The organism is Neobacillus sp. NPDC097160 (assembly GCF_044762155.1).
GTDB lineage: Bacteria > Bacillota > Bacilli > Bacillales > Cytobacillaceae > Neobacillus.
This window is the reverse complement of record NZ_JBIWDU010000018.1, coordinates 1-21,572: the sequence shown is the minus strand read 5'-3', so window position 1 is coordinate 21,572 and position 21,572 is coordinate 1. Positions and strand designations below refer to the sequence as shown.

The 21,572-nt window shown below is 37.9% G+C and carries 28 protein-coding genes; 6 read left to right on the top strand and 22 right to left on the bottom strand.

Annotated features, from left to right (window positions below):
- Positions 1-77: 77 nt before the first annotated feature.
- On the top strand, positions 78-551 hold the full coding sequence (locus ACIQXV_RS22675) for an N-acetyltransferase (RefSeq protein WP_402962352.1): 474 nt from the start codon (positions 78-80) through the stop codon (positions 549-551).
- A gap of 36 nt (positions 552-587) precedes the next feature.
- Here ACIQXV_RS22675 and ACIQXV_RS29800 read toward each other — a convergent pair whose 3' ends face one another.
- From ACIQXV_RS29800 to ACIQXV_RS22655, 4 genes are all read right to left on the bottom strand, one after another.
- Positions 588-1,217 (bottom strand): RsfA family transcriptional regulator, encoded by a 630-nt coding sequence (locus ACIQXV_RS29800; RefSeq protein ID WP_483874211.1) that lies wholly within the window; start codon positions 1,215-1,217, stop codon positions 588-590.
- An 81-nt stretch (positions 1,218-1,298) separates the two neighbouring features.
- The gene (locus ACIQXV_RS22665) at positions 1,299-2,063 is read right to left on the bottom strand and encodes an enoyl-CoA hydratase/isomerase family protein (RefSeq protein WP_402962350.1); all 765 of its coding nucleotides are present in this window, start codon (positions 2,061-2,063) and stop codon (positions 1,299-1,301) included.
- A 124-nt stretch (positions 2,064-2,187) separates the two neighbouring features.
- On the bottom strand, positions 2,188-2,361 hold the full coding sequence (gene rpmF, locus ACIQXV_RS22660) for a 50S ribosomal protein L32 (RefSeq protein WP_024029176.1): 174 nt from the start codon (positions 2,359-2,361) through the stop codon (positions 2,188-2,190).
- Between the two features lie 82 nt (positions 2,362-2,443).
- Positions 2,444-2,968, bottom strand: a complete 525-nt coding sequence (locus ACIQXV_RS22655; protein ID WP_402962348.1) for a YceD family protein — start codon at positions 2,966-2,968, stop codon at positions 2,444-2,446.
- Between the two features lie 240 nt (positions 2,969-3,208).
- Here ACIQXV_RS22655 and ACIQXV_RS22650 point away from each other — a divergent pair, with 240 nt between their 5' ends.
- On the top strand, positions 3,209-4,423 hold the full coding sequence (locus ACIQXV_RS22650) for a nucleotidyltransferase (RefSeq protein WP_402962346.1): 1,215 nt from the start codon (positions 3,209-3,211) through the stop codon (positions 4,421-4,423).
- A gap of 31 nt (positions 4,424-4,454) precedes the next feature.
- On the opposite strand, the gene ACIQXV_RS22645 is transcribed toward ACIQXV_RS22650, so the two are convergent.
- Positions 4,455-5,474, bottom strand: a complete 1,020-nt coding sequence (locus ACIQXV_RS22645; RefSeq protein WP_402962345.1) for a SepM family pheromone-processing serine protease — start codon at positions 5,472-5,474, stop codon at positions 4,455-4,457.
- A gap of 2 nt (positions 5,475-5,476) precedes the next feature.
- Positions 5,477-6,262, bottom strand: a complete 786-nt coding sequence (locus tag ACIQXV_RS22640; RefSeq protein ID WP_402962343.1) for a patatin-like phospholipase family protein — start codon at positions 6,260-6,262, stop codon at positions 5,477-5,479.
- A gap of 191 nt (positions 6,263-6,453) precedes the next feature.
- On the opposite strand from ACIQXV_RS22640, the gene ylbJ reads away from it, so the two are divergent.
- Positions 6,454-7,668, top strand: coding sequence for a sporulation integral membrane protein YlbJ (ylbJ, locus tag ACIQXV_RS22635; protein ID WP_402962341.1), 1,215 nt, complete (start codon positions 6,454-6,456; stop codon positions 7,666-7,668).
- Positions 7,669-7,685: 17 nt separating this feature from the next.
- On the opposite strand, the gene coaD is transcribed toward ylbJ, so the two are convergent.
- The 7 genes from coaD to ACIQXV_RS22600 form a co-directional block, all read right to left on the bottom strand.
- Positions 7,686-8,168 (bottom strand): pantetheine-phosphate adenylyltransferase, encoded by a 483-nt coding sequence (gene coaD / locus ACIQXV_RS22630; RefSeq protein ID WP_402962339.1) that lies wholly within the window; start codon positions 8,166-8,168, stop codon positions 7,686-7,688.
- 12 nt (positions 8,169-8,180) lie between these two features.
- Positions 8,181-8,741 (bottom strand): 16S rRNA (guanine(966)-N(2))-methyltransferase RsmD, encoded by a 561-nt coding sequence (rsmD, locus tag ACIQXV_RS22625; RefSeq protein ID WP_402962337.1) that lies wholly within the window; start codon positions 8,739-8,741, stop codon positions 8,181-8,183.
- A gap of 386 nt (positions 8,742-9,127) precedes the next feature.
- Positions 9,128-9,403 (bottom strand): YlbG family protein, encoded by a 276-nt coding sequence (locus ACIQXV_RS22620; protein WP_283922520.1) that lies wholly within the window; start codon positions 9,401-9,403, stop codon positions 9,128-9,130.
- Between the two features lie 81 nt (positions 9,404-9,484).
- Positions 9,485-9,922 (bottom strand): YlbF/YmcA family competence regulator, encoded by a 438-nt coding sequence (locus ACIQXV_RS22615; protein WP_402962335.1) that lies wholly within the window; start codon positions 9,920-9,922, stop codon positions 9,485-9,487.
- A gap of 59 nt (positions 9,923-9,981) precedes the next feature.
- A complete protein-coding gene (locus ACIQXV_RS22610; protein WP_402962333.1) occupies positions 9,982-10,431 on the bottom strand; it encodes a hypothetical protein in 450 nt (149 codons plus the stop codon).
- A gap of 102 nt (positions 10,432-10,533) precedes the next feature.
- The gene (locus tag ACIQXV_RS22605) at positions 10,534-10,773 is read right to left on the bottom strand and encodes a YlbE-like family protein (protein WP_402962331.1); all 240 of its coding nucleotides are present in this window, start codon (positions 10,771-10,773) and stop codon (positions 10,534-10,536) included.
- A gap of 19 nt (positions 10,774-10,792) precedes the next feature.
- On the bottom strand, positions 10,793-11,197 hold the full coding sequence (locus tag ACIQXV_RS22600) for a YlbD family protein (RefSeq protein WP_402962329.1): 405 nt from the start codon (positions 11,195-11,197) through the stop codon (positions 10,793-10,795).
- A gap of 112 nt (positions 11,198-11,309) precedes the next feature.
- Between ACIQXV_RS22600 and ACIQXV_RS22595 the strand changes: the two genes are divergently transcribed.
- Both ACIQXV_RS22595 and ACIQXV_RS22590 read left to right on the top strand, forming a co-directional pair.
- Positions 11,310-11,828: a PaaI family thioesterase gene (locus ACIQXV_RS22595; RefSeq protein ID WP_402962327.1), complete on the top strand. Its 519-nt coding sequence runs from the start codon at positions 11,310-11,312 to the stop codon at positions 11,826-11,828.
- A 23-nt stretch (positions 11,829-11,851) separates the two neighbouring features.
- A complete protein-coding gene (locus ACIQXV_RS22590) occupies positions 11,852-12,211 on the top strand; it encodes a hypothetical protein (protein ID WP_402962325.1) in 360 nt (119 codons plus the stop codon).
- A 54-nt stretch (positions 12,212-12,265) separates the two neighbouring features.
- Here ACIQXV_RS22590 and ACIQXV_RS22585 read toward each other — a convergent pair whose 3' ends face one another.
- Together ACIQXV_RS22585 and ACIQXV_RS22580 are read right to left on the bottom strand one after the other, a co-directional pair.
- Positions 12,266-13,345, bottom strand: a complete 1,080-nt coding sequence (locus tag ACIQXV_RS22585; protein ID WP_402962323.1) for a CAP domain-containing protein — start codon at positions 13,343-13,345, stop codon at positions 12,266-12,268.
- Positions 13,346-13,521: 176 nt separating this feature from the next.
- A complete protein-coding gene (locus tag ACIQXV_RS22580; protein ID WP_402962321.1) occupies positions 13,522-13,956 on the bottom strand; it encodes a CBS domain-containing protein in 435 nt (144 codons plus the stop codon).
- A gap of 190 nt (positions 13,957-14,146) precedes the next feature.
- Between ACIQXV_RS22580 and ACIQXV_RS22575 the strand changes: the two genes are divergently transcribed.
- Complete coding sequence (locus ACIQXV_RS22575; protein ID WP_402962634.1) at positions 14,147-14,506, top strand: YugN family protein; 360 nt, start codon at positions 14,147-14,149, stop codon at positions 14,504-14,506.
- A 155-nt stretch (positions 14,507-14,661) separates the two neighbouring features.
- Here ACIQXV_RS22575 and ACIQXV_RS22570 read toward each other — a convergent pair whose 3' ends face one another.
- From ACIQXV_RS22570 to cyoE, 7 genes are all read right to left on the bottom strand, one after another.
- Positions 14,662-15,126: a DUF420 domain-containing protein gene (locus tag ACIQXV_RS22570; RefSeq protein WP_402962319.1), complete on the bottom strand. Its 465-nt coding sequence runs from the start codon at positions 15,124-15,126 to the stop codon at positions 14,662-14,664.
- Between the two features lie 107 nt (positions 15,127-15,233).
- Positions 15,234-16,142, bottom strand: a complete 909-nt coding sequence (ctaG, locus tag ACIQXV_RS22565) for a cytochrome c oxidase assembly factor CtaG (protein WP_402962317.1) — start codon at positions 16,140-16,142, stop codon at positions 15,234-15,236.
- Between the two features lie 137 nt (positions 16,143-16,279).
- A complete protein-coding gene (gene ctaF / locus ACIQXV_RS22560) occupies positions 16,280-16,615 on the bottom strand; it encodes a cytochrome c oxidase subunit IVB (RefSeq protein ID WP_402962315.1) in 336 nt (111 codons plus the stop codon).
- A gap of 1 nt (position 16,616) precedes the next feature.
- Complete coding sequence (locus ACIQXV_RS22555) at positions 16,617-17,246, bottom strand: cytochrome (ubi)quinol oxidase subunit III (RefSeq protein ID WP_402962313.1); 630 nt, start codon at positions 17,244-17,246, stop codon at positions 16,617-16,619.
- Positions 17,246-19,111, bottom strand: coding sequence for a cytochrome c oxidase subunit I (ctaD, locus tag ACIQXV_RS22550; protein WP_402962311.1), 1,866 nt, complete (start codon positions 19,109-19,111; stop codon positions 17,246-17,248). The genes ACIQXV_RS22555 and ctaD overlap by 1 nt, the downstream gene beginning before the upstream one ends.
- Positions 19,112-19,140: 29 nt before the next feature.
- Complete coding sequence (gene coxB, locus ACIQXV_RS22545) at positions 19,141-20,202, bottom strand: cytochrome c oxidase subunit II (protein WP_402962309.1); 1,062 nt, start codon at positions 20,200-20,202, stop codon at positions 19,141-19,143.
- A 121-nt stretch (positions 20,203-20,323) separates the two neighbouring features.
- A complete protein-coding gene (gene cyoE / locus ACIQXV_RS22540; protein WP_402962307.1) occupies positions 20,324-21,262 on the bottom strand; it encodes a heme o synthase in 939 nt (312 codons plus the stop codon).
- Between the last annotated feature and the right edge of the window lie 310 nt (positions 21,263-21,572).

The following is a 21,572-nucleotide window of genomic DNA, read 5'->3' as shown; positions in this document are numbered from 1 at the left end:
AGTGCAAAAATTATTTCATTGTGTGTTTTCTTCACCAAATGATTGATAGCAGGATATCATTTTTAGGGGGTTTTACGATGGTGGCAAAAGTGGAAAAACTAAAAGTAAATTTCAAAACACTAGAAGAATTTAAAAAATTTAAAGAATATGGGATTCAAGAATTATCGATGCTTGAAGACCTTGAAGCAAATATGATTGATAATGATAGTGAGTCACCTTTTTACGGGATTTATTTCGGGGACAAACTAGTAGCACGAATGAGTTTATATCAAATTGATGCTAAATTTGATCGCTATTTCTATCCACCACAAAACTATTTAGAATTATGGAAGCTCGAAGTACTACCTGATTATCAAAGCAAAGGCTTCGGTAAGGTCCTTGTAGAATTTGCAAAAGGCTTTGGACTTCCAATTAAGACAAATCCTAGAGTGCAATCTAGAAGTTTTTGGGAATACATGGAGTTTACAAATGTTGATTACGATATGGAGCGTGACCGCGGAGAAAATCCACTAGTCTGGTTTCCAGAGGGTGTGGAATTACAACAACAATAATATTGTGTAAAAGCGGACATAAATGTCCGCTTTTTGCTATTTTTCCACTCTTTCAAGATTGCCGTTTTTGTCCATTTGAAATTTTACTTTTTGCTGTCGGTCCTCATCTTGAAGGACGACCATTTTTCTGGCTCTTTCCATAATTTCAATTAACGAACGGTAATCTTCTTCTATGGCCTTTAAATTTTTTAACAGTCTTTCATTCTCAGCGGCCAAATAGTAAGCCTTTTTTTCCAGTTCTTTAATCTTATCAAAGGATTTCTTCCTGTCCTCTTCAAAACTTGATGAAGTACCAGCTTGCTTTTGGAGTCCCTCTAAAAAGTGGATAACGGCTGGAAATGTAATAGTGCTTCCCTGTTCGCAACCTGGTGGTGACTGAACAATTTCCACGTTAGCCGCCTCTTGAATAGCCACTCTCTCAACAGGAGTCTCTTGTTTCTTTAACTCCTTCCGCTGCTTCTTAGCAAGTTCAATTCCTGACTTATATTGCTTACGTACATATGAGTTCCAACGGAAACCACAGGCTGCTGAAGTTCTCGAAAGCTGTTTGCCAACCTCCTCAAATGCCTGCAGTTGTGTTCCGCCTTCACGGATATGCCTTAGTACAACTTCAGCAAGCAACAAATCCTCATCTTGGGACCATGCATCTTGTCTGGTTGGTGACATCAGAAATCCCTCCTAGTGTTTTTATAATACATATGCATCTACTAGAAAAGATAGACTTATATAAGAGTTGTCTTTTATTCTTTATCCATTGTTTTTTTTACTCATGAACGTTTTTACGTAGTTATGATGGGCATCACTTTCCCATAGGAGCGAACAATTTCGTACTTCTTCCTCTATTCTCTCACGCAGCTTGGTTTCCTCCCACTTTCTAGTCCAAACTTTTTTATAGGATTGGAGTACGCTTACATCCTTCGTTACCATTTTATCAATGAATACCTCACATGCTTGAAGGGAGTCATTTTCGAAGAGAGCATTGAAAAAGCCAGCATTTTTTAAATCTTCAGCTGTTTGTAACTCAGCTTCCATTAAAAGCTTCATCGCACAAGCTGCTGAAAGTTTTTCCGCTAAGATAGAACCGCCGCCCCAGCCCGTGGTGATGGCCTGATTACCTTGAACAAACCCAGCTTTTATCCCTTTTCGCGCTAAACGAAAATCGCAGGCTGCCGCAAGCTCACAACCGCCCCCTATGGCTGTCCCGTTTATGAGAGCAATGGTCGGAATTGGCAAGGTAAGCAGCGAATAAAGAATATTAGCCATCATCGAAAGCATAGGATAGGCCTCCTCCTTCGTATGAAGGAGATGAAAAACGGATAAATCTCCTCCGGAACAAAAGGCTTGAGATCCCTCTCCGGTAATAATAAGTGCCTTTATATCTGAAACAGCAGCCCTATTTACTGCCTCTCTTAACCCCTTCATCACTTCATAGTTAATGGCATTTCTTTTTTCACTTCTTGTTATCGTAAATAATAAATAACCCTTCTCTCGTTTTTCGATGGTGTATGACAATCTATCTCGTCCTTTCATAACAGATTTTTTCACTAGTAATGATTAAATTTAGGCTGTTAGTATGTATAGAAACGACAAAAGCACAAGGGTTATGCCACCCTTGTGCTTTCTATCCTAACGGAAATTAGTCGTTAACAACGTCTTTTCCTTTGTATGTTCCGCAAGCTTTACATACGCGGTGTGCAAGTTTCATTTCACCACAGTTTGGGCAACTTACCATACCAGGTACGTTTAATTTAAAATGAGTACGACGCTTTCTTTTTGCCGTTTTAGAAGTTCTTCTAAAAGGTACAGCCATTCTTCCCACCTCCTTAAAGAGTATTAAGAAAGTAATGAAGGCCAGGAATCTGGTTCTTCACTTTGCTTCTTAGATTTGCCGATTATGATTCGGTAGAATTGTTTTCGTCAAAAAACTTTGCAAGTCCCGCAAGTCTCGGATCCATCTTTTTTGACCTTGCTTCCTCAGCTACTACTTCCCAATCCTTACCGGACATCGGAGCAGCATCTTCAGACTCTACATCCTCGCAAAACACTTGCATCGGAACCTCAAGTAAAAGAATTTCGCGAATGACTGGCAACACATCAATCACATCGCCCTTTACTTGATATGCTTCCTCTTCAGTTTCATAAACTGAACCTTGTAAGAGGAAAGTTTCAGTTGTTTCGACATTAATTGGAAGTTTTACATCCACTAAAGTACGAGAACAAGGAAGGATTAAATGACCTTCGATTTTTAAATGGAATGTCACTTTCGTTGAATCGATATCTCCCCGACCTGTAATATGCATCGGAGAAACGTCTCGAATGGTGGGATCGTCTTGTTTAATCTCGTCCACAAGAACCATCTCATCAACTAAAAATTCCTTGTTTCGATATTTTTGTAATTGACTTAATGTCCATTTCAATTGAATCACCCCAAGGCAACAAAGGTAATTATAGCCTTCGAAAATATTTTTGTCAATGTTTTTTCTTTACACCTCGTCAGGTGATTTTTCACTCAATAGAATTCACTGGAAAAGAGTTTTTCCATTATAGTGTATCCAGTTAAGCCCTTTACAAACATCTAAAACATCTTACCATAAAATTTGATTGGTTTCCTTAGATTTTTGCTATAATGTTAATAATTTATTACAAGGAGAAATGAAATGAAATCTGTTGGCTTAATTGTCGAGTATAACCCTTTTCACAACGGGCACGCCTTCCATTTAAATGCGTCGAAGGAAGTTGCGGATGCTGACGTTGTCATTGCCGTCATGAGCGGGAATTTTTTGCAACGAGGGGAACCTGCTCTTGTTTCCAAATGGTACCGCACGAAAATGGCGTTACTAAATGGAGTTGATATCGTCTTTGAACTGCCCTACCGCTTTGCCGTGCAGAAGGCAGAAACCTTTGCAAATGGAGCCGTGTCAATTCTTGATGCTGCTTGCTGTGAATCGATCTGTTTTGGTAGTGAGAGTGGAAATATTTCCGATTTTAATTATACAATCGAATTTTTACAGGAGCAGCAACAGCCATTTGAGGATCATATTCATCAATTTATGGCTACAGGTGTCAGTTACCCAAAAGCTGTATCCCTTGCATTTCAGCAATTATCTGATTCAAAAAAATATTTGGATTTAGCGAAACCGAACAATATTCTAGGGCTTGAATACATAAAAGCAATTAACCAACAAAAGAGTATGTTGAGGCCATTGACAGTGCCGCGAAAAAATGCCGACTACCACGATGAACATTTTGCCTCCGAAACGATTGCAAGTGCGACGAGTATCCGAAAAGCCATTTTCTCAGATGTGGATGGTAAAACTGAAGTTGACCAATATGTCCCTGGACCAACAAAACTATTGCTAAAAGAATATCTGCAACATTTTCATGTATTTCACCAATGGGAAAATTATTGGAGCTATCTGCAATTCCGTCTTCTCCACTGTAGCCCAGACGAACTAAGAGAAGTCTATGAGGTGGAAGAAGGACTTGAGAACAGATTACTGGCCGCAGCTTTAGAGGCAGGGAGCTTTTATGAATTTATGCAAAAAGTGAAAACGAAACGGTATACCTGGACGAGGCTGCAACGATTGTGCGTTCATATTTTAACGAATACAAAAAAAGTAGACATCACAAGCTACCCGGTAAAAGCTTCCTATTTAAGACTTTTAGGGATGACCGGCAAAGGAAAAGAATATTTGAATAGGAAGAAAAGGGAGTTTAGTCTTCCCCTCGTATCCAAGCTCTCATCTTTTAAAGGCCATGAGATTACCCTTGATATTAAAGCTGCCCGTATTTATTCCCTTGGTATTCCAAATCAGGTGAAAAATGAATTGATCAAGCAGGAATTTAATCAGCCGCCTATCTATATAAAGTAAAAGAAGATGATGCTATTCGCATCATCTTCTTTTACTTTTCAGGCAGTTTATCTAAATAGTCAACTGCCTCATCGAATGTATCGATTGGAATGATTTTCATTTTTGTATGAATATCGCGAGCTGTTTTTATTGCAGCCCGATAGTTTGAATTCTTTGCTCCTTTTTCCTTTGGAGCTAAAAAGATTTCCGCGCCGGCCTTGTCGGCTGCAACAATTTTCTGTTCAATTCCGCCGATTGGACCTACAATCCCCTCCTCATCAATCGTACCTGTGCCTGCAATTTGGTATCCTTTTGTTAAATCTTCACTCGTTAATTGGTTATAAATTTCCAAAGAAAACATTAGCCCAGCGGATGGACCGCCAATTTCGTCCGTCTTCACCTTTACCTTTGGATCAACAATAATTTCTTTATCGTCCACAAGCGAAATGCCAATCCCAATTTTTGTGGGGTCCTCTTTAAATGGCTGAAGACTTAGGGTGACTGTGTCCGTTTTTTTATTTCTTGAGTAAGTTAATGTGACCTTATCGTTTGCATGTTTTGTGCCAACATATTCAATAAACTTTCCCGAGGAAGGAAACTCTCGCCCATCTACTTTAAAAATACGGTCACCTGCATGAAGTTTCCCTTCTGCCGGCATTCCCGGTACTACCTGTACGACATAGATACCTTTATATTTGTAATCAACAGGCAGGCCTGCTTTACGGTAGGCAACCTCTATCGCATTTAGTTTTGAGCCCGCCATCAGGTGAAGCTGTCTGGCATTGTACTCCTCCTCTGTTTCTTTTTTGTATAAAATCATTTCCAATGGATATATTTCTTCATATTTTCGGAGTTTTGCTTCCAAATAGGAATAGATATTAGCTCTTCCCATTCTAACGGTTGTGAGCATAAAGTTTCCTTCATCCTTATAGCCGTCTTCAACCGTTATAATTGGCCCAAGCTCTTTGGCCATACCTGGTTTTGATACATAGTATGGTAAAGAATAATACATCCCGCCAATAAGGATAATAGCTATCAATAATGAGGTACCTATATAAATTTTTTTACGCATCGCTAATGTTTCCCCTTCCACTGTTCAATAACGGTTTCAATTTGCTGTAAATGTTTTTTTGCTTCTTCCTTTCCGATATTGATAATCTCTTCATGATGTGTGAAGGCTCGTGAGCTATACATTTCAACAGAGGGTCTGATCATAACATCAGCAGAAGTTTCCCGGTTGTTAATGATTTCACTTTGCATAATGTCAATGCTTTGCATGATGACATCGTAAATGGTGGTTATTTCAGCGTTCCGTTTCACTCTTGAAACATCCACTGCAATGACAATATCCGCCCCCATCTCTTTTGCAACCGATATAGGAACACGATCTGTCACCCCGCCATCCACTAAAATTCTTCCATTATATTTTTCCGGCACAAAAATACCAGGAATGGAGATGCTTGCCCGTACTGCTTCGGCAATAGGTCCCTTTTGAAAAATGACCCTTTCTCCCGTCAATAAATCTGTTGCCACAATACTGATTGGCAGTGAAAGCTCCTCAATGTTTTTCCCATGGGTAAAAACCCTGATAAATTCTTTGATTTTCTTTCCTTGGATCAAACCCATTTTTGGAACGGTAAAATCCAAAAAGTATTTCCTTTTAAAGGAGGTTGATAATTTATATAACCGGTCCAAGTCAATTCCTGCCCCATAAAAACTGGCTACAAGTGCCCCCATACTGCTGCCCGCGATTAGATGAATCGGGATTCCTGCTTCTGTCAATGCCATAATAACTCCTAAATGAGCAAACCCGCGTGCACCACCTGAACCAAATGCCAAGCCTATTTTTGGGTGCTCCATATCGCTTGACCTCCTATATCAATGAATAGAAATCTCGTTCAATCTTATGGTCTAATTTAACGTTCTATGAGTATATTTGATATATATGAGGACAAGGGTTATTGACATTTAATCGAGAATAATATTTATTTTAGCATTGATAAAATTGATTTGCACGATTTGAGCAATGCGTAAGGAAGGAGGTCCCTTCATTGTTTCGGTCAAAACTAAAAACAATTTTTTTATCCGTTTCTGTTACGATTTTAGCAGCCTCGCTTATTTCCTATCCACAAGAGTCATTTGAAGCATCTATCCGAGGCCTTAATATGTGGTGGGAAATCGTTTTTCCTTCTCTGTTACCTTTTTTTATTGTTTCCGAAATGTTGATTGGTTTTGGCGTTGTCAAATTCATTGGGGTTTTGTTAGAGCCCTTCATGAGACCACTTTTTAAAGTGCCAGGTGTGGGCGGGTTTGTATGGGCAATGGGCATGGCCTCAGGATTCCCGGCAGGGGCCAAGTTTACCGCAAGATTACGTCAAGAGGGACAATTAACTCAAATTGAGGCTGAAAGGCTGGTTTCATTTACCAATTCCTCTAATCCACTGTTTATCTTTGGCGCTGTATCGGTAGGTTTTTTCTATAACGCACATTTAGGGGTGCTCCTTGCATTCTCCCATTATTTAGGGAATATTTGTGTAGGTATTATTATGCGCTTTTATGGAAATGAATCGCCTGAAGAAGCCAGTGAAAAAAGAAAAAAATTCAAAATTCGATCTGCAGTATCTGCCTTGCATCAAACAAGATTAAAAGACAATCGGCCAATTGGTAAGCTTTTAGGTGATGCCGTTAATTCGTCGATTCAAACACTGTTAATGGTTGGCGGCTTTATTATTTTATTCTCGGTGATTAACAAATTACTTTATCATTTACATATTACGGCGACATTGGCTAAATCAGTTGAGGTGCTGCTTTCCGCCATGTCATTCCCGGAAATGCTAAGTATCCCCTATATTTCCGGATTATTTGAAATCACTTTAGGTAGCCAATTAACCAGTCAGGTTCAAGACGCCACTCTTTTACAAAAGGCGATGATTACAAGTTTTATCCTCGCTTTTAGCGGTTTTAGTGTCCAAGCACAGGTTGCCAGTATCTTAGCGCAAACAGATATTAGATTTCAGCCGTTTTTTATTGCAAGAATCATCCACGGTATTTTCGCCAGTTTCTTTGCCTTAATTCTGTGGAAACCTATATATGTACACTTTAATAATAAGGAGCAGCCTTCAAACGCATTGCCCGTTGGTTTTTTTGAAGACGGTTCATGGGCAAATCATTTTTACCATAAATTGATTGAGGTTGGACCGTTAATTACCATCTTTTCACTTTTCGTGTACATCATCATTTTGTTTACTCGGTTAAAAAAGAGCTAGGCAAACGCCTAGCTCTATTACCGCTTATATTTTTTGTGCAATTCTTTTTCTACAATCGGCGGAACCAGTGTTGAAATATCGCCATTATACTTAGCTACTTCTTTCACAATGCTAGAACTTAAGAAGGAATATTGATTATTCGTCATGATAAAAAAGGTTTCAATATCTTCATTTAAGACCCTATTCATCGAGGTAATCTGCATTTCATACTCAAAGTCAGAAACCGCCCGCAAGCCACGGATGATGGCATTCGCATTGACAGCCTTGGCGTAATCAACAAGTAAACCTGAATGTTCATCTACCTTAACATTTGGAAGATCTTTGGTTACAGCTTCAATAAGATTAATCCGCTCCTCAACGCTGAATAACGGATTTTTTGCTGAATTGTTCATAACGCTCACATAGACCATATCAAATACTTTGGCACCCCTTCTAATGATATCTAAATGGCCATATGTAATCGGATCAAAGCTCCCTGGACAAACGGCTATTCTAGCCAAATTAACCCCCCCTTATTCCCCACTCACTCTCGAATAAATTGTTACAGCGATCATCCCATATTGTTCATGTTTAATTTCTGAAAATCTCCCCACCTTTTGTGGTAGTTCAACATCAAAACTATGTTCACAAATAACAATTCCATCTGTTTTTACTAAGTCTTGCCTATCCATTTTTTCCATTAAACTGATTAGCTGTTGTTTTTTGTAGGGCGGGTCTAAAAATATGTAATCAAAACAGATTTCTCTTTTTATTAGCGCCTTTAACGCTCTATCAGCGTCATTACGAAAAACCTCAGTTTTACCTTCTAATTTGCAGGCTTTAATATTTTCATGGATCACCTGGATGGCCTTTGCCTCTCTGTCAACAAATATAACCTTCTCTAACCCCCTGCTCAGCGCCTCCAAACCTAATCCGCCGCTGCCGGCAAAAAGATCCAAACCAATTCCACCATCAAAATAAGGACCAATCATATTAAATAAAGCTTCCTTCACTTTATCCGTCGTCGGACGTGTCGTATTTCCTGGAACAGCTTTAAGAGGTCTTCCCTTACAAATACCTGAAACCACTCTCACGGATATATCACCACATTTTTATTGGAAATAATTTTTCTTTATCCATCCTATCATAATTTATAAAAAGTAGACAATCTGTTATGAAGATCTTTATTACTATTTAGTTGATTTCAGCAAAATACAGGTAAAATGGAAAAATTAATAAAATTGACGTATAAGGTTTTATGTTGTGGAAATAATGTTATTAACAACATCAATTCGAGGATGTTGTTGCCAACCGCGGAGAAGACTTACGTTTCCCCATAAGTTCTTCCTCCGGTTTCTCCTCTCCCTTTGCCTTCTATCCTTTATGAGGATGTGGAAGGACCCTGCAGAATTTTCTGCAGGGTTTTTTTTATAAAGTTTCTAAAACAGTAAAAGGTGAGGGTTCGAAAACCCTCACCTTTTTATATTCCCATTTTATAATCATATTCCTTGGCTTTATCTGGAGCAGAATTTTCATACTCCATTCTTAAGAATGGCTTATATGAAGGTTCTACTTTCTTGACAAATGAAAAAGAATTTAACTTTTCCATGATTCCCTCTACTTCTTCTTGGTTACAGTACAAAACGACATATTTCAGTTTTTTGGACACGTAATGAACATTTCCGAAGCGCCTTAGCATTTTAGCTTGTTTTAAAGAGTACAGCCAAACAACTAATCCTTGTCTTTGAACAAACATACTTTTTTCCCCTTCAGCAAAACCATCATTTTACATAAGTCTAGCACATTAAAATGCTTTATTTCAATTCAAACTTTTTATTCATCCACACCCGCAGCTGCCGCCGCCTCCACAGCCGCTGCCGTGACCGCTATCAAAAAATGGGTTCCCTGATGGTACCTTGATATGTTTTGATACCGCACTGCCAATTAACATGCTGATTTGATCCAAGAGACTTTGTAGATCATTTTCAGCCAGCTTGAACTCTGCTACAAACGGGTCTAAATCCATTTCCCGTTTATATTCACGAATTTGCATCATAACCCTTTTATAATCTGGATGGTATTTCCCAAAACGTTGAACTTCTTCATAAAGTTCTTTTAAGCTGACAAATTGGTTTATTTTCCGCTTTGTTTCCTTGTTATTTTGCATTTTATATAAACAAATTTGGTATTGTTCCGCTATATCAGAATCTAATACCATCTTAGCTAAGCCTTCAGCATTTTCCAATAACTCAATTCTCTCAATAGTAGCAAGCACTTCCGCCCACCTCCAACGCTATTTTACCATGAAAGTGTGGAGAAAGCGAAAAATTCCATCTACCTAGTGATATTTACCATAAACTCTTTTGTTAATCCATATGGGTCATTATTCAGCTTCACCACTTCAAGCTTCAATTTATGCCCTCCAGGAGAAAGACCTTTAATAATAAACGCGGCTGAAGTTACCTCTGAATTCCTTTTCCCATCAACCCAAACAATCATTTTTCCAACCTTTTGCTTGGAATGATCTGATTCCCGAAAGCTGATTCCATTAACAATACACTCGACTAAAACTTGATTTCCTTTTGTCTCATGCTGCACAAATAATGAAGGAAATTCCTTTGAATATTGATAAAAAACTGGGACAATTTCAGCATGTAAAATATTTGACCGATTCAGTGACACGATTTTCGGTTTCGTTTCTGGTTTTGGCAAATCCTTCTGACATCCACAAATGATTCCTGTCAGCAGGATAAATAGAATATAAAATGGTATGATCTTCTTCATCCTATCACTCCTTTATTTATGTATTGTTCGCCTCCTTTATATTTTTTAGTCTTATTCCAATAAGCAAAAAAAGGGCCACATATCAATTTATGTGGTCCCTTGTTAGCTTTGTGTTTTCATGGTCTGAAACATGGAATACATCATCGAAGCCATTTGGACACTATTAGAAAACTTTTCTACCTGATCGGGTATTGTCTTTTTATAATAGTGTAATGAGGCAACCTCAAGCGCCTGTAAATCATAAGGGTTTCTTGACAGTTTCCGATACCATTGCGGCTGTTCACGAACAAATTGCTTTAGGTCCTTCTGACGTTCTAAATAATCCAGTACATCTCTTCGCATTGGTTACTATTCCTTTCCATTAGTCTTTTCGAAATGCAAAAGGATTCTTTGGCCCTTCTTGCGGCTTTACAGATCCCGCCGCAGCATTACCACCCTGAAATTGTGAAATAACACCCTGAATGGCTCCTAATGCCTGACTTAAGTTATTAATATGGTTTTGCATTTGATTTGGATCCATCTTTTTTACCATACCCGCAATATTTGACATCCAATCTCCCTTGGACTCGTTAGTTTTTTCAGGGGCTGAACCATTTTCCGTACCAATGGCTTCCCAGCGTTTATCCTCTTCTCCCAATAAGTACCAATCCTCAAATAACTCTTGCCATGTTGCCTTCCCATTCCGAACCTCTTTGATGATTTGGGGATTATTTTTTACAAATTCTTTGAATTTGAGCACGGAAGGGTGCAATTCTTTTTGCGTCACTTTTCTCACCTCTGCCCATATTGATCGCCAATAATACAATATGTAGGAAAGGATGAAATGTGAATCTCAAATCGGTGTGAAATGATTTATTATTATGCTTCTTAGTGGTAAGATGTCAAAAGATAAAGAAATGAAAGAGGTATCAAATATGAAAGACGAATTGCGTCAATTACTTGAATCATGTCTTGAAACTGGTTCTGAAACTGACTTACAGGCTATTGCCAGCCTATTAGAAGGCGTCCAAAAAAAAATTAAGCGAAACAGGAGCACTTTTATTGATGCGATTCTCCATATGGAAAGAAGTTTTGGGCAAAATTCCTGTGAAATCACGATTCCAATTAATCCCGTGATTCATAATAACCTAGATATTGTCCACGGTGGGATCACAGCGACGGTTCTCGATACGGCCATGGGTGTATTAGCCAATCAACTTCTGCCGGAAGGATTGGGCGCTGTGACAAATCAGCTTAATATTCATTATATTGCGCCGGGAATAGGCGAGTCACTTCGCTGTAAAGGTGAAATTATTCATCAAGGCAGCCATACGATGGTTATATCTGGAGAAGCATATCGTAGTGACGGAAAAAAAATCGCCTATGCAACAGGCACTTTTTTTATTATTAAAAAATAATAAGTGGAGGCGTTTTAATCAAAATGGTTACCGCCATTGTGATCCCGATCATTTGCCTTTACTTTTTCTGGCTGACAAGAAAAGAGATGAAAGAGCAGGATGCGAAATGGCTTGCCGCTAATAATGTACCGCATGAGGCTGTTTTAACAGGAGAAGTTAAAAGCAGTGTTGGAGAGAGGGAGCGTTTTTATTACCACCGATACATATATGTACAAACACTAACGCTTCGAACGGCAACGAAATTAATCACCGCGAAAAAGGTAACTCCTATTACCAAAAACGTGAACCCAGATTCATTTACCGTGGGAGAAGTCATTCGAGTATACGGCAGTTGGGAAGGCAGCAAATTTTTATTTAATCATTATGAAATTGAAAAAAGGTGATTGTCCAGTCACCTTTTTCTTGTTTGACCCTTCACCAAAGGTATTGCGCTTTTGTTATTGTTCCGTTTTTTGGATGAAGTTTTGTGTATAATATTTTTGATATACCCCGACACCAAGATGGGTATAATCTTTATTTAATAATGTTTCCCTATGCACCTTACTATTTAACCACCCTTCCACAACGGCTGGGCCATCCGTATATTTTGCGGCAATATTTTCACCGGCATTAATGTATGCGACTTTTGCTGTTTTTAATCGATTAGTCAGGTCGCCAAATTTCTTTGAGGTATGAGAAAAATCATTATTTTCAGCCATATCCATACTATGCCCGTATGCAACTTCAGCTGTCATATCATCCCAGATTAACGGTTTCAATTTATTCTTAACTCGTAAGGCATTAGTGATATCAAAAATCTCTTTAGCCATGCCATTTTCGATCAGTTCCCATGCATCCACACTAGGTTCAGCTGCTTTGAGCAAATCACCATGGTAAACAAGTTCGTAAGGACGCTGTTTGATTAGGGTTTCTGCATTCAAAAAGCGCACACTTGAGAGGTTCCCGGTAAACTTATCGATGTAGAGCTGCACATAAATATCCCCTATCTTAACCATAGGACGGAGATTTAAATCGGTATCATTCAATTCAAACCTGTAGGTATTTCCGTTAACTTCTAGATTAATATTAGTATCAAAAAATTGCGTATTAAAGATTTCCTCAACAGGCTGTCCGATTTCAAACGGAGCAACATCTAGAGTTTCTCCAATTGCAAATATAGTCACAACTTGATTATTTTCAACCCCTACCTGAAAATACCGGTTATAATTCTGATTATAAATATACCATTGATAGCCATACAACGATTCATCAATCCTTTCAGGAGTTCCGAATTCCTTGTCTAACACAGTTACATCTTGTCCAATTAATAATGCTAAACCTTCTTTTGGTTTTTCTAAGGATGTTTTATTACTTGCCTGTTGTTCAGGTCCTTGAGGCAAAGATTGTTTCATTTCCAGGGGATGATCTTCTTTAATCAACACATTACTATCATTTTTTTCATTTATACTAACATAAAAACCAATTGTTAAGAAAACCACTGAGAGTATCAGAATTCTAACAAGAGTCCGCAGAGGCATTCACCCTCTCTAATACTTTATAAATATTATATGTATGGATAAATTAATTATATCACCTATGAACAGATTAGTAATAGGCATTGTCGAAATTGGCGGATAAATTAACATTTTATTAATAAAACAGGTACGCCGCGTACCTGTTTTACCTGAAAAATGTTAATTTTCTGATAGTAATATCAGTGTTGAACACCATTATAGTTTTGCTCAGAAATTTCTGTCAACGCTTCTTTTGCTTGGTCATCCGTTAATTCACGGATAGCAAAATCACCAAGTGAAACAATTCCTATTAAGTTTTCATTCTCCACTACAGGTAATCGGCGAATTTGATGCTCAGCCATTAACTTTGCTGCATCCTTACTAGAGGTATCCGGTGTCACGGTTATGAGTGTCTGACTCATAATATCTTCTACCTTAGAAGAACCGGGATGTTTTTCAGCAACTCCCCTGATTACAATATCTCTGTCTGTAATCATGCCGACAAGTTTTTCCTGATCAACAATTGGGATGGCTCCTACATTAAGCTCTTTCATTTTTACTGCAACCTCAAACATATTATCTAATAATGTACAGCATTCTACATCATCTGTCATAATATCGCGTATTTTTTCCATGTTTTTTAGCCTCCGACGTTTTTTAATTCTTGTTAACAGTAATATAGTTTTCAAAGCGGGATTGTTTTATTCGAGGAATCTATCCATTGCAAGTTGAAACATTTTCAACTATTATTAAAATGAATTATACTTGCTGTAAAACCATTATCGAAACATTGGGGTAGGCAATCGTTTTTAGGAGGAATTCATGATGAAATTCGAGAATATTGGAATTGAAAATTTAAAAGCGGAATTGACCCGTTTAGATGAGGTCATGCATGAACATGGTTTGGTTCGTGCAGGACAATGGGACTATGAACGTGTTACATACGACCGCAAGTTTGAATTAAAAGAAGGTGTCTATTACCTTCGTGTTCAAGGTGATGCAATTGATGGTGACGTCGATACGTACAAAGCAACTATTCAACTGATGACACCAATTTTAGGTAAACATTATTATCCACACGGCGTCGAGTATGGCGAAGGCGAGAACTTCCCAGCTTCCCTCGTGAATCAATGCAAAAAGATCCTCGAAACTGTAAAAGAAGAAGTAAGTAAATTTGCTTTATAATGAAGAAAAAGAAAGGGCGTACGGATTCCGATCCGTACGCCCTTTCTTATAGCCATGATCAACTTCATTTCAATGCCTATTAATTTATGAATTTTTAACTTTTCTATTCTAGCAAATTTTTCTTCGGTTGCCTTATACAGCCTAAGTCTGCCTTTTTAATAACCAAGAATTGCTTTGATCATCGACGTCGTTTCTCCACCTCGATAAAAAACATATAACAAAAGATAGACTGCAACCCCTGTAATTGCCGTAAAGAACCAAATGATACTCGTTACTGGCCCCAGCTTGCGATGAACAGAAAGCTTATTCTTATAACCGGTTATGATAGAAACTACCCCAAATACCGCTCCAATTGTCGCTAATGTGATATGAAAAACTAAAAAAATTGTGTAATAAATCTTTATCTCGTCTGGTCCGCCAAAAGAAGTGTTTCCAATAAAAATGGTCCGAGAAGCATAAATAATAAAAAAGATTAGTGCAAATATTGCAGCAGTAAACATCGTCTTCCTATGTGCCTCAATTTTCCTCTGTTTTATTTGCCACCAGCCAATTGCAACTGTTAGAGCGCTTAAAACAATAAAGGAAGTACTGATCGTTGGTAAAATCGGTATGGAATTCATTCATTTGTCCTCTCTTTACAAATATTCTACCCTCATTTTAGTGTAGTTCCCTATCCTTTTCAATTTTTCAGAGTTTTTCGTAAAAAAACCCCCAATTGAATGGGAGTTTATTCAACAAGATGTGGATTAAGAATGTGATTCTTCATTTCACGTTCAGATTCTTCTTGATCTTTACGATACCATTCAAAAAATACTTGGGCTAATACAACAGCGTAAATAATTTCTTGAATTATTTTCATCACTACTCCGCCAAGCCGTTGATCATCAACCAATGACATCGAGCTAAATAATTCCGGCCCGCTAAGATTTAAATTGGAGAAAACCGATGGCCCAACACATAAACTCATTACCTGCCCCCAGACTTCTGGGTCATGATAGGTTGCATATAGTGAAGAATCCGAAAAAATAATCAGTGCACAAGCAGGTGTAATTAACATACTGTTTGCAAATAAATAGGCTACTTTTTTAATCCCGCTTAATGGTTGATATTCCGGCAGCGGACTGATTAATGACCACCACATGAAGAGCGCAAGAACACACAAAACAATCGAGTATCCTCCATGGTAAAATCGATTTTGCATGACGTGATCAAAAACAATTGGGATATGGTAGAAGGAAAAGAAACCGTTAAATAATAACACGGCAACCACAGGTTTTGTAAAGAGCTTGAATAAAGAGTTGAACCATTTCACATTTAGAATCCTTCTCCATAACCATTGAGGAATCGATAAAATGAACAAAGGAGGAATCAGTAATACTAAAATAACCATCGTAATCCCATGGATATAAAACATAAGATGACCCATTAAATCAAGCGGTGAACCTTTAATCGCATACAATAATATCATCGCTGTCAAAAATAAGGCAGCTTGTTTGCCTGTTAATGGCTCGCTACCAACAAACTTTGATCTAAATGTTATCGTGATGAGAAAATAAGCTATGGTCATAGCAACTAATATTAACAAAAAGTACGGGCTCCAAAGGGCTTTAAAACCAAAAATATCTAAAGTAAGCACCTTGATATCACCTCAATATATAGTAAAAGAATCTTGACTTTATTATACCCATTGAAATTTTTAAGTACAAAAAATTGAATTCAAATTTCTATACCTAAAAAGAAAATCGGCTAAAAGCCGATTTTCTTTCTTAAAGATTACCACCAAATTATGGTGAGAAATGTCAATATTGCAAGGAATCCAACAAATACTCCACTAAACAGAAATAGTGTTGGAGCTTCATGTCCTTTATGGCTCATATGCATAAAGTAAAACAACTGAAAAACTACTTGTACTGCGGCTAATAGAAGTATAAAAGGTATGGTAAACCATGCTGTAAATCCTTTCATAGCCACTGATGCGAACGCGATTAATGTTAAGAAAATCATTAGAGTGAAGGAAATAACTTGGTAGCGCATCTCCTCCGCACTTTTCCTGCGGCGATATTCAAGATCTACACTTGGGTTGTTTGAGCTTAATGGCTGATTTGTCATGTTATCCCACCATCCCCATCAAGTATACTACCGTAAAGATAAATACCCAGACTACGTCGATAAAGTGCCAATAAAGGCTGGCAACATAAAACTTCGGTGCATTGTAAAGGTTTAATCCGCGTTTAGAGTTACGAATCATTAATGTTAAGATCCAGCATAACCCAAAAGCAACGTGCGCACCATGGAAACCAACAAGTGTATAGAAGGCCGAGCCAAATGCGCTACTTGTAAAGGTATGATGATATTCATGCACATAATGGTTAAATTCATACACCTCAAGACCTAAGAAAGCAGCACCCAATAAGAATGTAAGACCTAGCCAGACCATCATCTTCTTAAAAGCAAAGTTTTTCATATGATACATAGCATATACACTTGTTAACGAACTTGTTAATAACAGCATCGTTGCCACGAATGTAAGCGGCATATCAAATAAATCTTTAGCAAGATGCTGACTTGTATTAGGCACCTTATCTTTCAAAGCAAGATAGGTGGCAAAGAGAGAAGCGAATAGTACTGTCTCTCCCCCTAAGAATAACCAAAAACCTAAAAATTTATTTTTTGCTTCAAGGGTGGATTTCTCCGGTGCCGCAGGCCATGTTTCATACGTCATTTTCTCTTCAACGTGCATTATGCCTTAGCCCCCTTTTCATCTTGTAATTCTTCTTTATGAATATGGAATCCGTGATCATCCTTAATAGAACGAACAAACATAGAACCAAATGTTACAAGTAATCCAAAAATCATTAATGGCAGTGCCCATGCAACTTTATCAACATGATACATTGCGCCAAATGCGGCAATGAATAATCCAAGAGAAATCATAAATGGAATAAATGAGGCATTCGGCATATGAATGTCACCCAGCGGTTCTGCTGGTGTCATACCTTTTTTACCTTCCATTTTTTCTAGCCATAAAGCATCTAAGCCACGAACAAGCGGAAGCTGCTTAAAGTTATAGAAAGGCGGTGGTGATGGAATAGCCCATTCAAGTGTTCTGCCATCCCCCCATGGATCATTGCCAACCTTTTCATTTTTCACAGACGTAATAATAATGTTATAAAGCAATACAAGTACACCAATAGACATAAATGCAGCACCAATTGAGCTAATCATATTCGAAAGCTCATACCCTTGCCCCGGAAGATAAGTAAATACGCGGCGAGGCATTCCCCAAAGACCTAAGAAGTGCTGAATAAAGAATGTTAAATGGAAGCCAATGAAGAAAAACCAGAATGTAATTTTTCCTAATGTTTCATTTAACATGGTTCCAAACATTTTTGGCCACCATAAATGTGTAGCAGCAAGAATCGCCAGTACAACTCCGCCGACAATAACGTAGTGGAAGTGAGCTACGACAAAATAAGTATCGTGATACTGATAGTCAGCAGCTGCTGTAGCAACCATAACCCCAGTTACCCCACCGCAGACAAACGACGGAATAAAGCCAAAGGCATAATGCATCGGGGTAGTAAACTTCACACTTCCTCCCCACATCGTGAATAGCCAGTTAAAGATTTTAATTCCCGTTGGTACACCAATCGCCATTGTTGCAACGGCAAAGATTGCGTTGGCAACAGGACCTAAACCAGTTGTAAACATATGGTGTGCCCAAACCATGAAGCCTAAGAATCCAATTAACACAGTTGCAAATACCATCGATGAGTAACCAAATAATCTTTTTCTCGAAAAGATTGCGAATATCTCAGAGAAAATACCGAAGGCAGGAAGTATAAGAATGTAAACCTCAGGGTGTCCGAAAATCCAGAAAAGGTGTTCCCAAATCACTGTATTTCCACCCATTGTTACATCAAAGAAATTAGCGCCAAACATTCTGTCAAACATCATAAGTGTAATCCCGACAGTTAAAGGCGGGAATGCGAATAAAATCATCGCAGAGGCAACGAATGTTGACCATGTAAACAACGGCATCCTCATATAGGTCATTCCCGGTGCACGCATATTAATAATCGTAACCAGGAAGTTAATACCCCCAATTAACGTTCCAAAACCCGAAATCTGCAGACCTAATACGTAAAAATCAATTCCATGGCCTTTTGAATGTAGTGCAAGTGATGCATAAGAAGTCCAACCTGCATCAGGAGCTCCGCCTAAAAACCAAGAAAGATTTAGGAATATACCTCCAAAGAAGAAAAGCCAGAATCCTAATGCATTCAAAAATGGAAATGCAACGTCACGTGCACCAATTTGTAATGGCATAACCGCATTCATAAAACCAATGAGAAGCGGCATCGCTGCTAAGAAAATCATCGTTGTTCCATGCATCGTGATAATCTCGTTAAACGCACCCGCACTGACAAAGTCATTATTCGGTACTGCCAGCTGGATACGGATAAATACTGCCTCAAGTCCGCCTATTACGAAGAAAAATCCGCCAGCGATCATATATAGGATAGCAATTTTTTTATGGTCAACTGTTGTTAAATAGTCCCATATTGTTGCGCCAAATCCTTTTTTTTGAGCAATGGTACTCACAATTTTACCTCCCTTTCAACCAATTCCCCTTATTCCTGAACCTTTAATCCCATTAAATACTCTGCTAATGCATCAAGCTGATCATCAGACAGTTCACCATATTTTCCAGTCATCAAATTGCCTGGTTTATAGGTTTCAGGATCTTTAATCCAATTTTTCAATTCTTCTTTATTATGATCTAAAATACCAGCAACTCGAGACCTTTCACCAAAGTTTGTTAAGTTTGGTGCTATGCGCGCTGTTTCTGGCATTTTATTAGCAGGTGTAACAGCATGACAGCCAATACAGCTTTGATTAAAAATATCCTGTCCTTTTGCCGCTAAATCTGTTTGTGCTTTTTGCGGTTCTTTAACATCCTGCATTGCAGTAACCCATGTATCAAATTTATCACGGCTTATTGCTTTTACTTTAAAGTCCATCAATGCATGTGATGGTCCACAAAGCTCAGCACATTTTCCGTAAAAAAGATTTCCTGCTTCATTTGAGCGTTTATCATCAAACTCCAGCCAAAATTTGTTGATATTATCCGTGTTGGTATCCAATTTTCCACCAGCAGCCGGAATCCAGAACGAGTGTTTTACATCCATAGATTTAAGGTTGAAATAAACCTTTTCATTCGTTGGAACGACTAATTCCTGACTCGTCACAATTTTTTGCCCAGGATATTCAAAATCCCACCAATACAAGTGTGATCTAACGTTAATTACAAGAGCTTTAGTGTTTTTCTTATCCATCTCTTTCACATCAGCTAGTTTAAATGTTGCAGCTACAGTTGGAACAGCCAAAATTAGCAGTAAAAGAATAGGAATCGCAGTCCAGATAATTTCTAACGTATGGCTTCCTTCAACTTGCTTTGGAATTTTGTCGTCTTTTCTTCTAAAACGAATAAATATCAAAACAAAAATGAGCATTACGATTAGGATTACTCCCACCATGACATAGGTGCTTAACTTCATTAAATCATATTGCATGTCTGCAACTTCACCGGCTGGTCGGAGCGCAGAAACAAAGCGTTCACCGCTACATCCGGAAAGTACAAGCGCTAAAATCGAAAATAACGAAATTAGGCGCCATTTTGCAAGCCTTTTCATAGCTTAATCAAACCCCTCTTTCACTAATGAATTCTTAAAAATAATGTTTGGTCAAAGAAGTATGTAGGTTGAATCTTCCGTTCATCAATAATTCGATGACTGGGAAGAATCGTAGACAAAACTAAAGTAATGTAACTATAACCATCGCTACAAAAATAATAGTTAAATATTGCAAAGAATAAACAAACATTAGCTTTGCCCACTTAATGTCATCTTTGATCCTATATCCATAAATCCCTAATGCCAGCCATCCGATATTTAACAGAGTAGCTAGAATTAGAAATGGGATTCCTAATTTGGTAAGAAAGAATGGGATCGGCAAGAGGGCCGCAACCCAAATTAAAATATGAATTTTCGTTGTTTTGAAGCCCTTTACAACAGGAAGCATTGGAACTCCAGCTGCTTTGTATTCTTTCACTCGCCTCATTGCAAGCGCATAAAAATGTGGAGGCTGCCAAACAAACATAAGGACAAACAAAGCCCAGGCCATAATATCAAGATTCGCATCAACTGCTGCCCAGCCAATTAACGGCGGAACAGCACCCGAAATACTCCCAATAATTGTATTAGAAACCAATTGACGCTTAGACCACAGTGTATAGAGGAAAACATAACTAAAAACTCCAAGCAGTCCAATTACTGTTGCAGTCATGGTAGTAAAGAATAAACAAAGTGTTCCCAGTCCAATCAGTAAAATACCTAAAGCAAGAACTTTTACAGGCAGAATCTTCCCTGTTACAGTAGGCCTTGATTTTGTTCGTTCCATCAAATGATCAATATCACGATCAACATAATTATTGACTGCACACGATCCAGCAATAATCAAAGAAGAACCTGCCACAGTAAAAAATACAATATCCAAATTACTTAAAAAGCTTTGGCCTGAAAAATGAAGTGCAAGCCAAAGTCCTGTAAACGTGGTAATTAAATTGGAATTAACAATTCCAATTTTGATAAGCGCCATAAAATCTTTCCAAACAGAGGTCTTTTCAATTGTTGCATGCAGGCTTGCTGCGCCGTTTTCAATGGACGCATCTCCAAAAGCCTTAGAGTTGGACATTTATTTCTCCTCCTAATCCTTACTAACAAATATTCACCAATCAAGGAATATCAATACTCAATTATTTTAGTTTATCTATGTATTGATGCAAAAATATAAAAACGAGTTTAATTATTTTTCTACTAATTCAAAAACGCTAAATAAGAATTGAAAAGAGTAGTGATTTTAAAAACACTTTCTCTGTATATTAAATCACACTTTCCGATATTTTTGTGAACTTTTTTTGAATAATTTTTGACTAAATTGTGACAGCCTTCAAAATACATGAATAACTGTACATTCTCCAACTATTTATCTTTTTATTAATATA

Bases quoted from the DNA above. Each gene is read 5' to 3' on its own strand.
- ACIQXV_RS22575 (WP_402962634.1), top strand. From the start codon at position 14,147: ATGAAATTCGAGAATATTGGAATTGAAAATTTAAAAGCGGAATTGACC.
- ctaF (WP_402962315.1), bottom strand. From the start codon at position 16,615: ATGACAAATCAGCCATTAAGCTCAAACAACCCAAGTGTAGATCTTGAA.
- ACIQXV_RS22645 (WP_402962345.1), bottom strand. From the start codon at position 5,474: ATGCGTAAAAAAATTTATATAGGTACCTCATTATTGATAGCTATTATC.
- ACIQXV_RS22650 (WP_402962346.1), top strand. From the start codon at position 3,209: ATGAAATCTGTTGGCTTAATTGTCGAGTATAACCCTTTTCACAACGGG.
- ACIQXV_RS22590 (WP_402962325.1), top strand. From the start codon at position 11,852: ATGGTTACCGCCATTGTGATCCCGATCATTTGCCTTTACTTTTTCTGG.
- ACIQXV_RS22570 (WP_402962319.1), bottom strand. From the start codon at position 15,126: ATGAATTCCATACCGATTTTACCAACGATCAGTACTTCCTTTATTGTT.
- rpmF (WP_024029176.1), bottom strand. From the start codon at position 2,361: ATGGCTGTACCTTTTAGAAGAACTTCTAAAACGGCAAAAAGAAAGCGT.
- ACIQXV_RS22585 (WP_402962323.1), bottom strand. From the start codon at position 13,345: ATGCCTCTGCGGACTCTTGTTAGAATTCTGATACTCTCAGTGGTTTTC.
- ACIQXV_RS22675 (WP_402962352.1), top strand. From the start codon at position 78: ATGGTGGCAAAAGTGGAAAAACTAAAAGTAAATTTCAAAACACTAGAA.
- ACIQXV_RS22605 (WP_402962331.1), bottom strand. From the start codon at position 10,773: ATGCGAAGAGATGTACTGGATTATTTAGAACGTCAGAAGGACCTAAAG.
- ACIQXV_RS29800 (WP_483874211.1), bottom strand. From the start codon at position 1,217: ATGTCACCAACCAGACAAGATGCATGGTCCCAAGATGAGGATTTGTTG.
- cyoE (WP_402962307.1), bottom strand. From the start codon at position 21,262: ATGTCCAACTCTAAGGCTTTTGGAGATGCGTCCATTGAAAACGGCGCA.
- ACIQXV_RS22580 (WP_402962321.1), bottom strand. From the start codon at position 13,956: ATGGAAAAAATACGCGATATTATGACAGATGATGTAGAATGCTGTACA.
- ACIQXV_RS22555 (WP_402962313.1), bottom strand. From the start codon at position 17,246: ATGCACGTTGAAGAGAAAATGACGTATGAAACATGGCCTGCGGCACCG.
- coxB (WP_402962309.1), bottom strand. From the start codon at position 20,202: ATGAAAAGGCTTGCAAAATGGCGCCTAATTTCGTTATTTTCGATTTTA.
- ACIQXV_RS22620 (WP_283922520.1), bottom strand. From the start codon at position 9,403: ATGTTTGTTCAAAGACAAGGATTAGTTGTTTGGCTGTACTCTTTAAAA.
- ACIQXV_RS22595 (WP_402962327.1), top strand. From the start codon at position 11,310: ATGTCAAAAGATAAAGAAATGAAAGAGGTATCAAATATGAAAGACGAA.
- ACIQXV_RS22640 (WP_402962343.1), bottom strand. From the start codon at position 6,262: ATGGAGCACCCAAAAATAGGCTTGGCATTTGGTTCAGGTGGTGCACGC.
- ACIQXV_RS22610 (WP_402962333.1), bottom strand. From the start codon at position 10,431: ATGAAGAAGATCATACCATTTTATATTCTATTTATCCTGCTGACAGGA.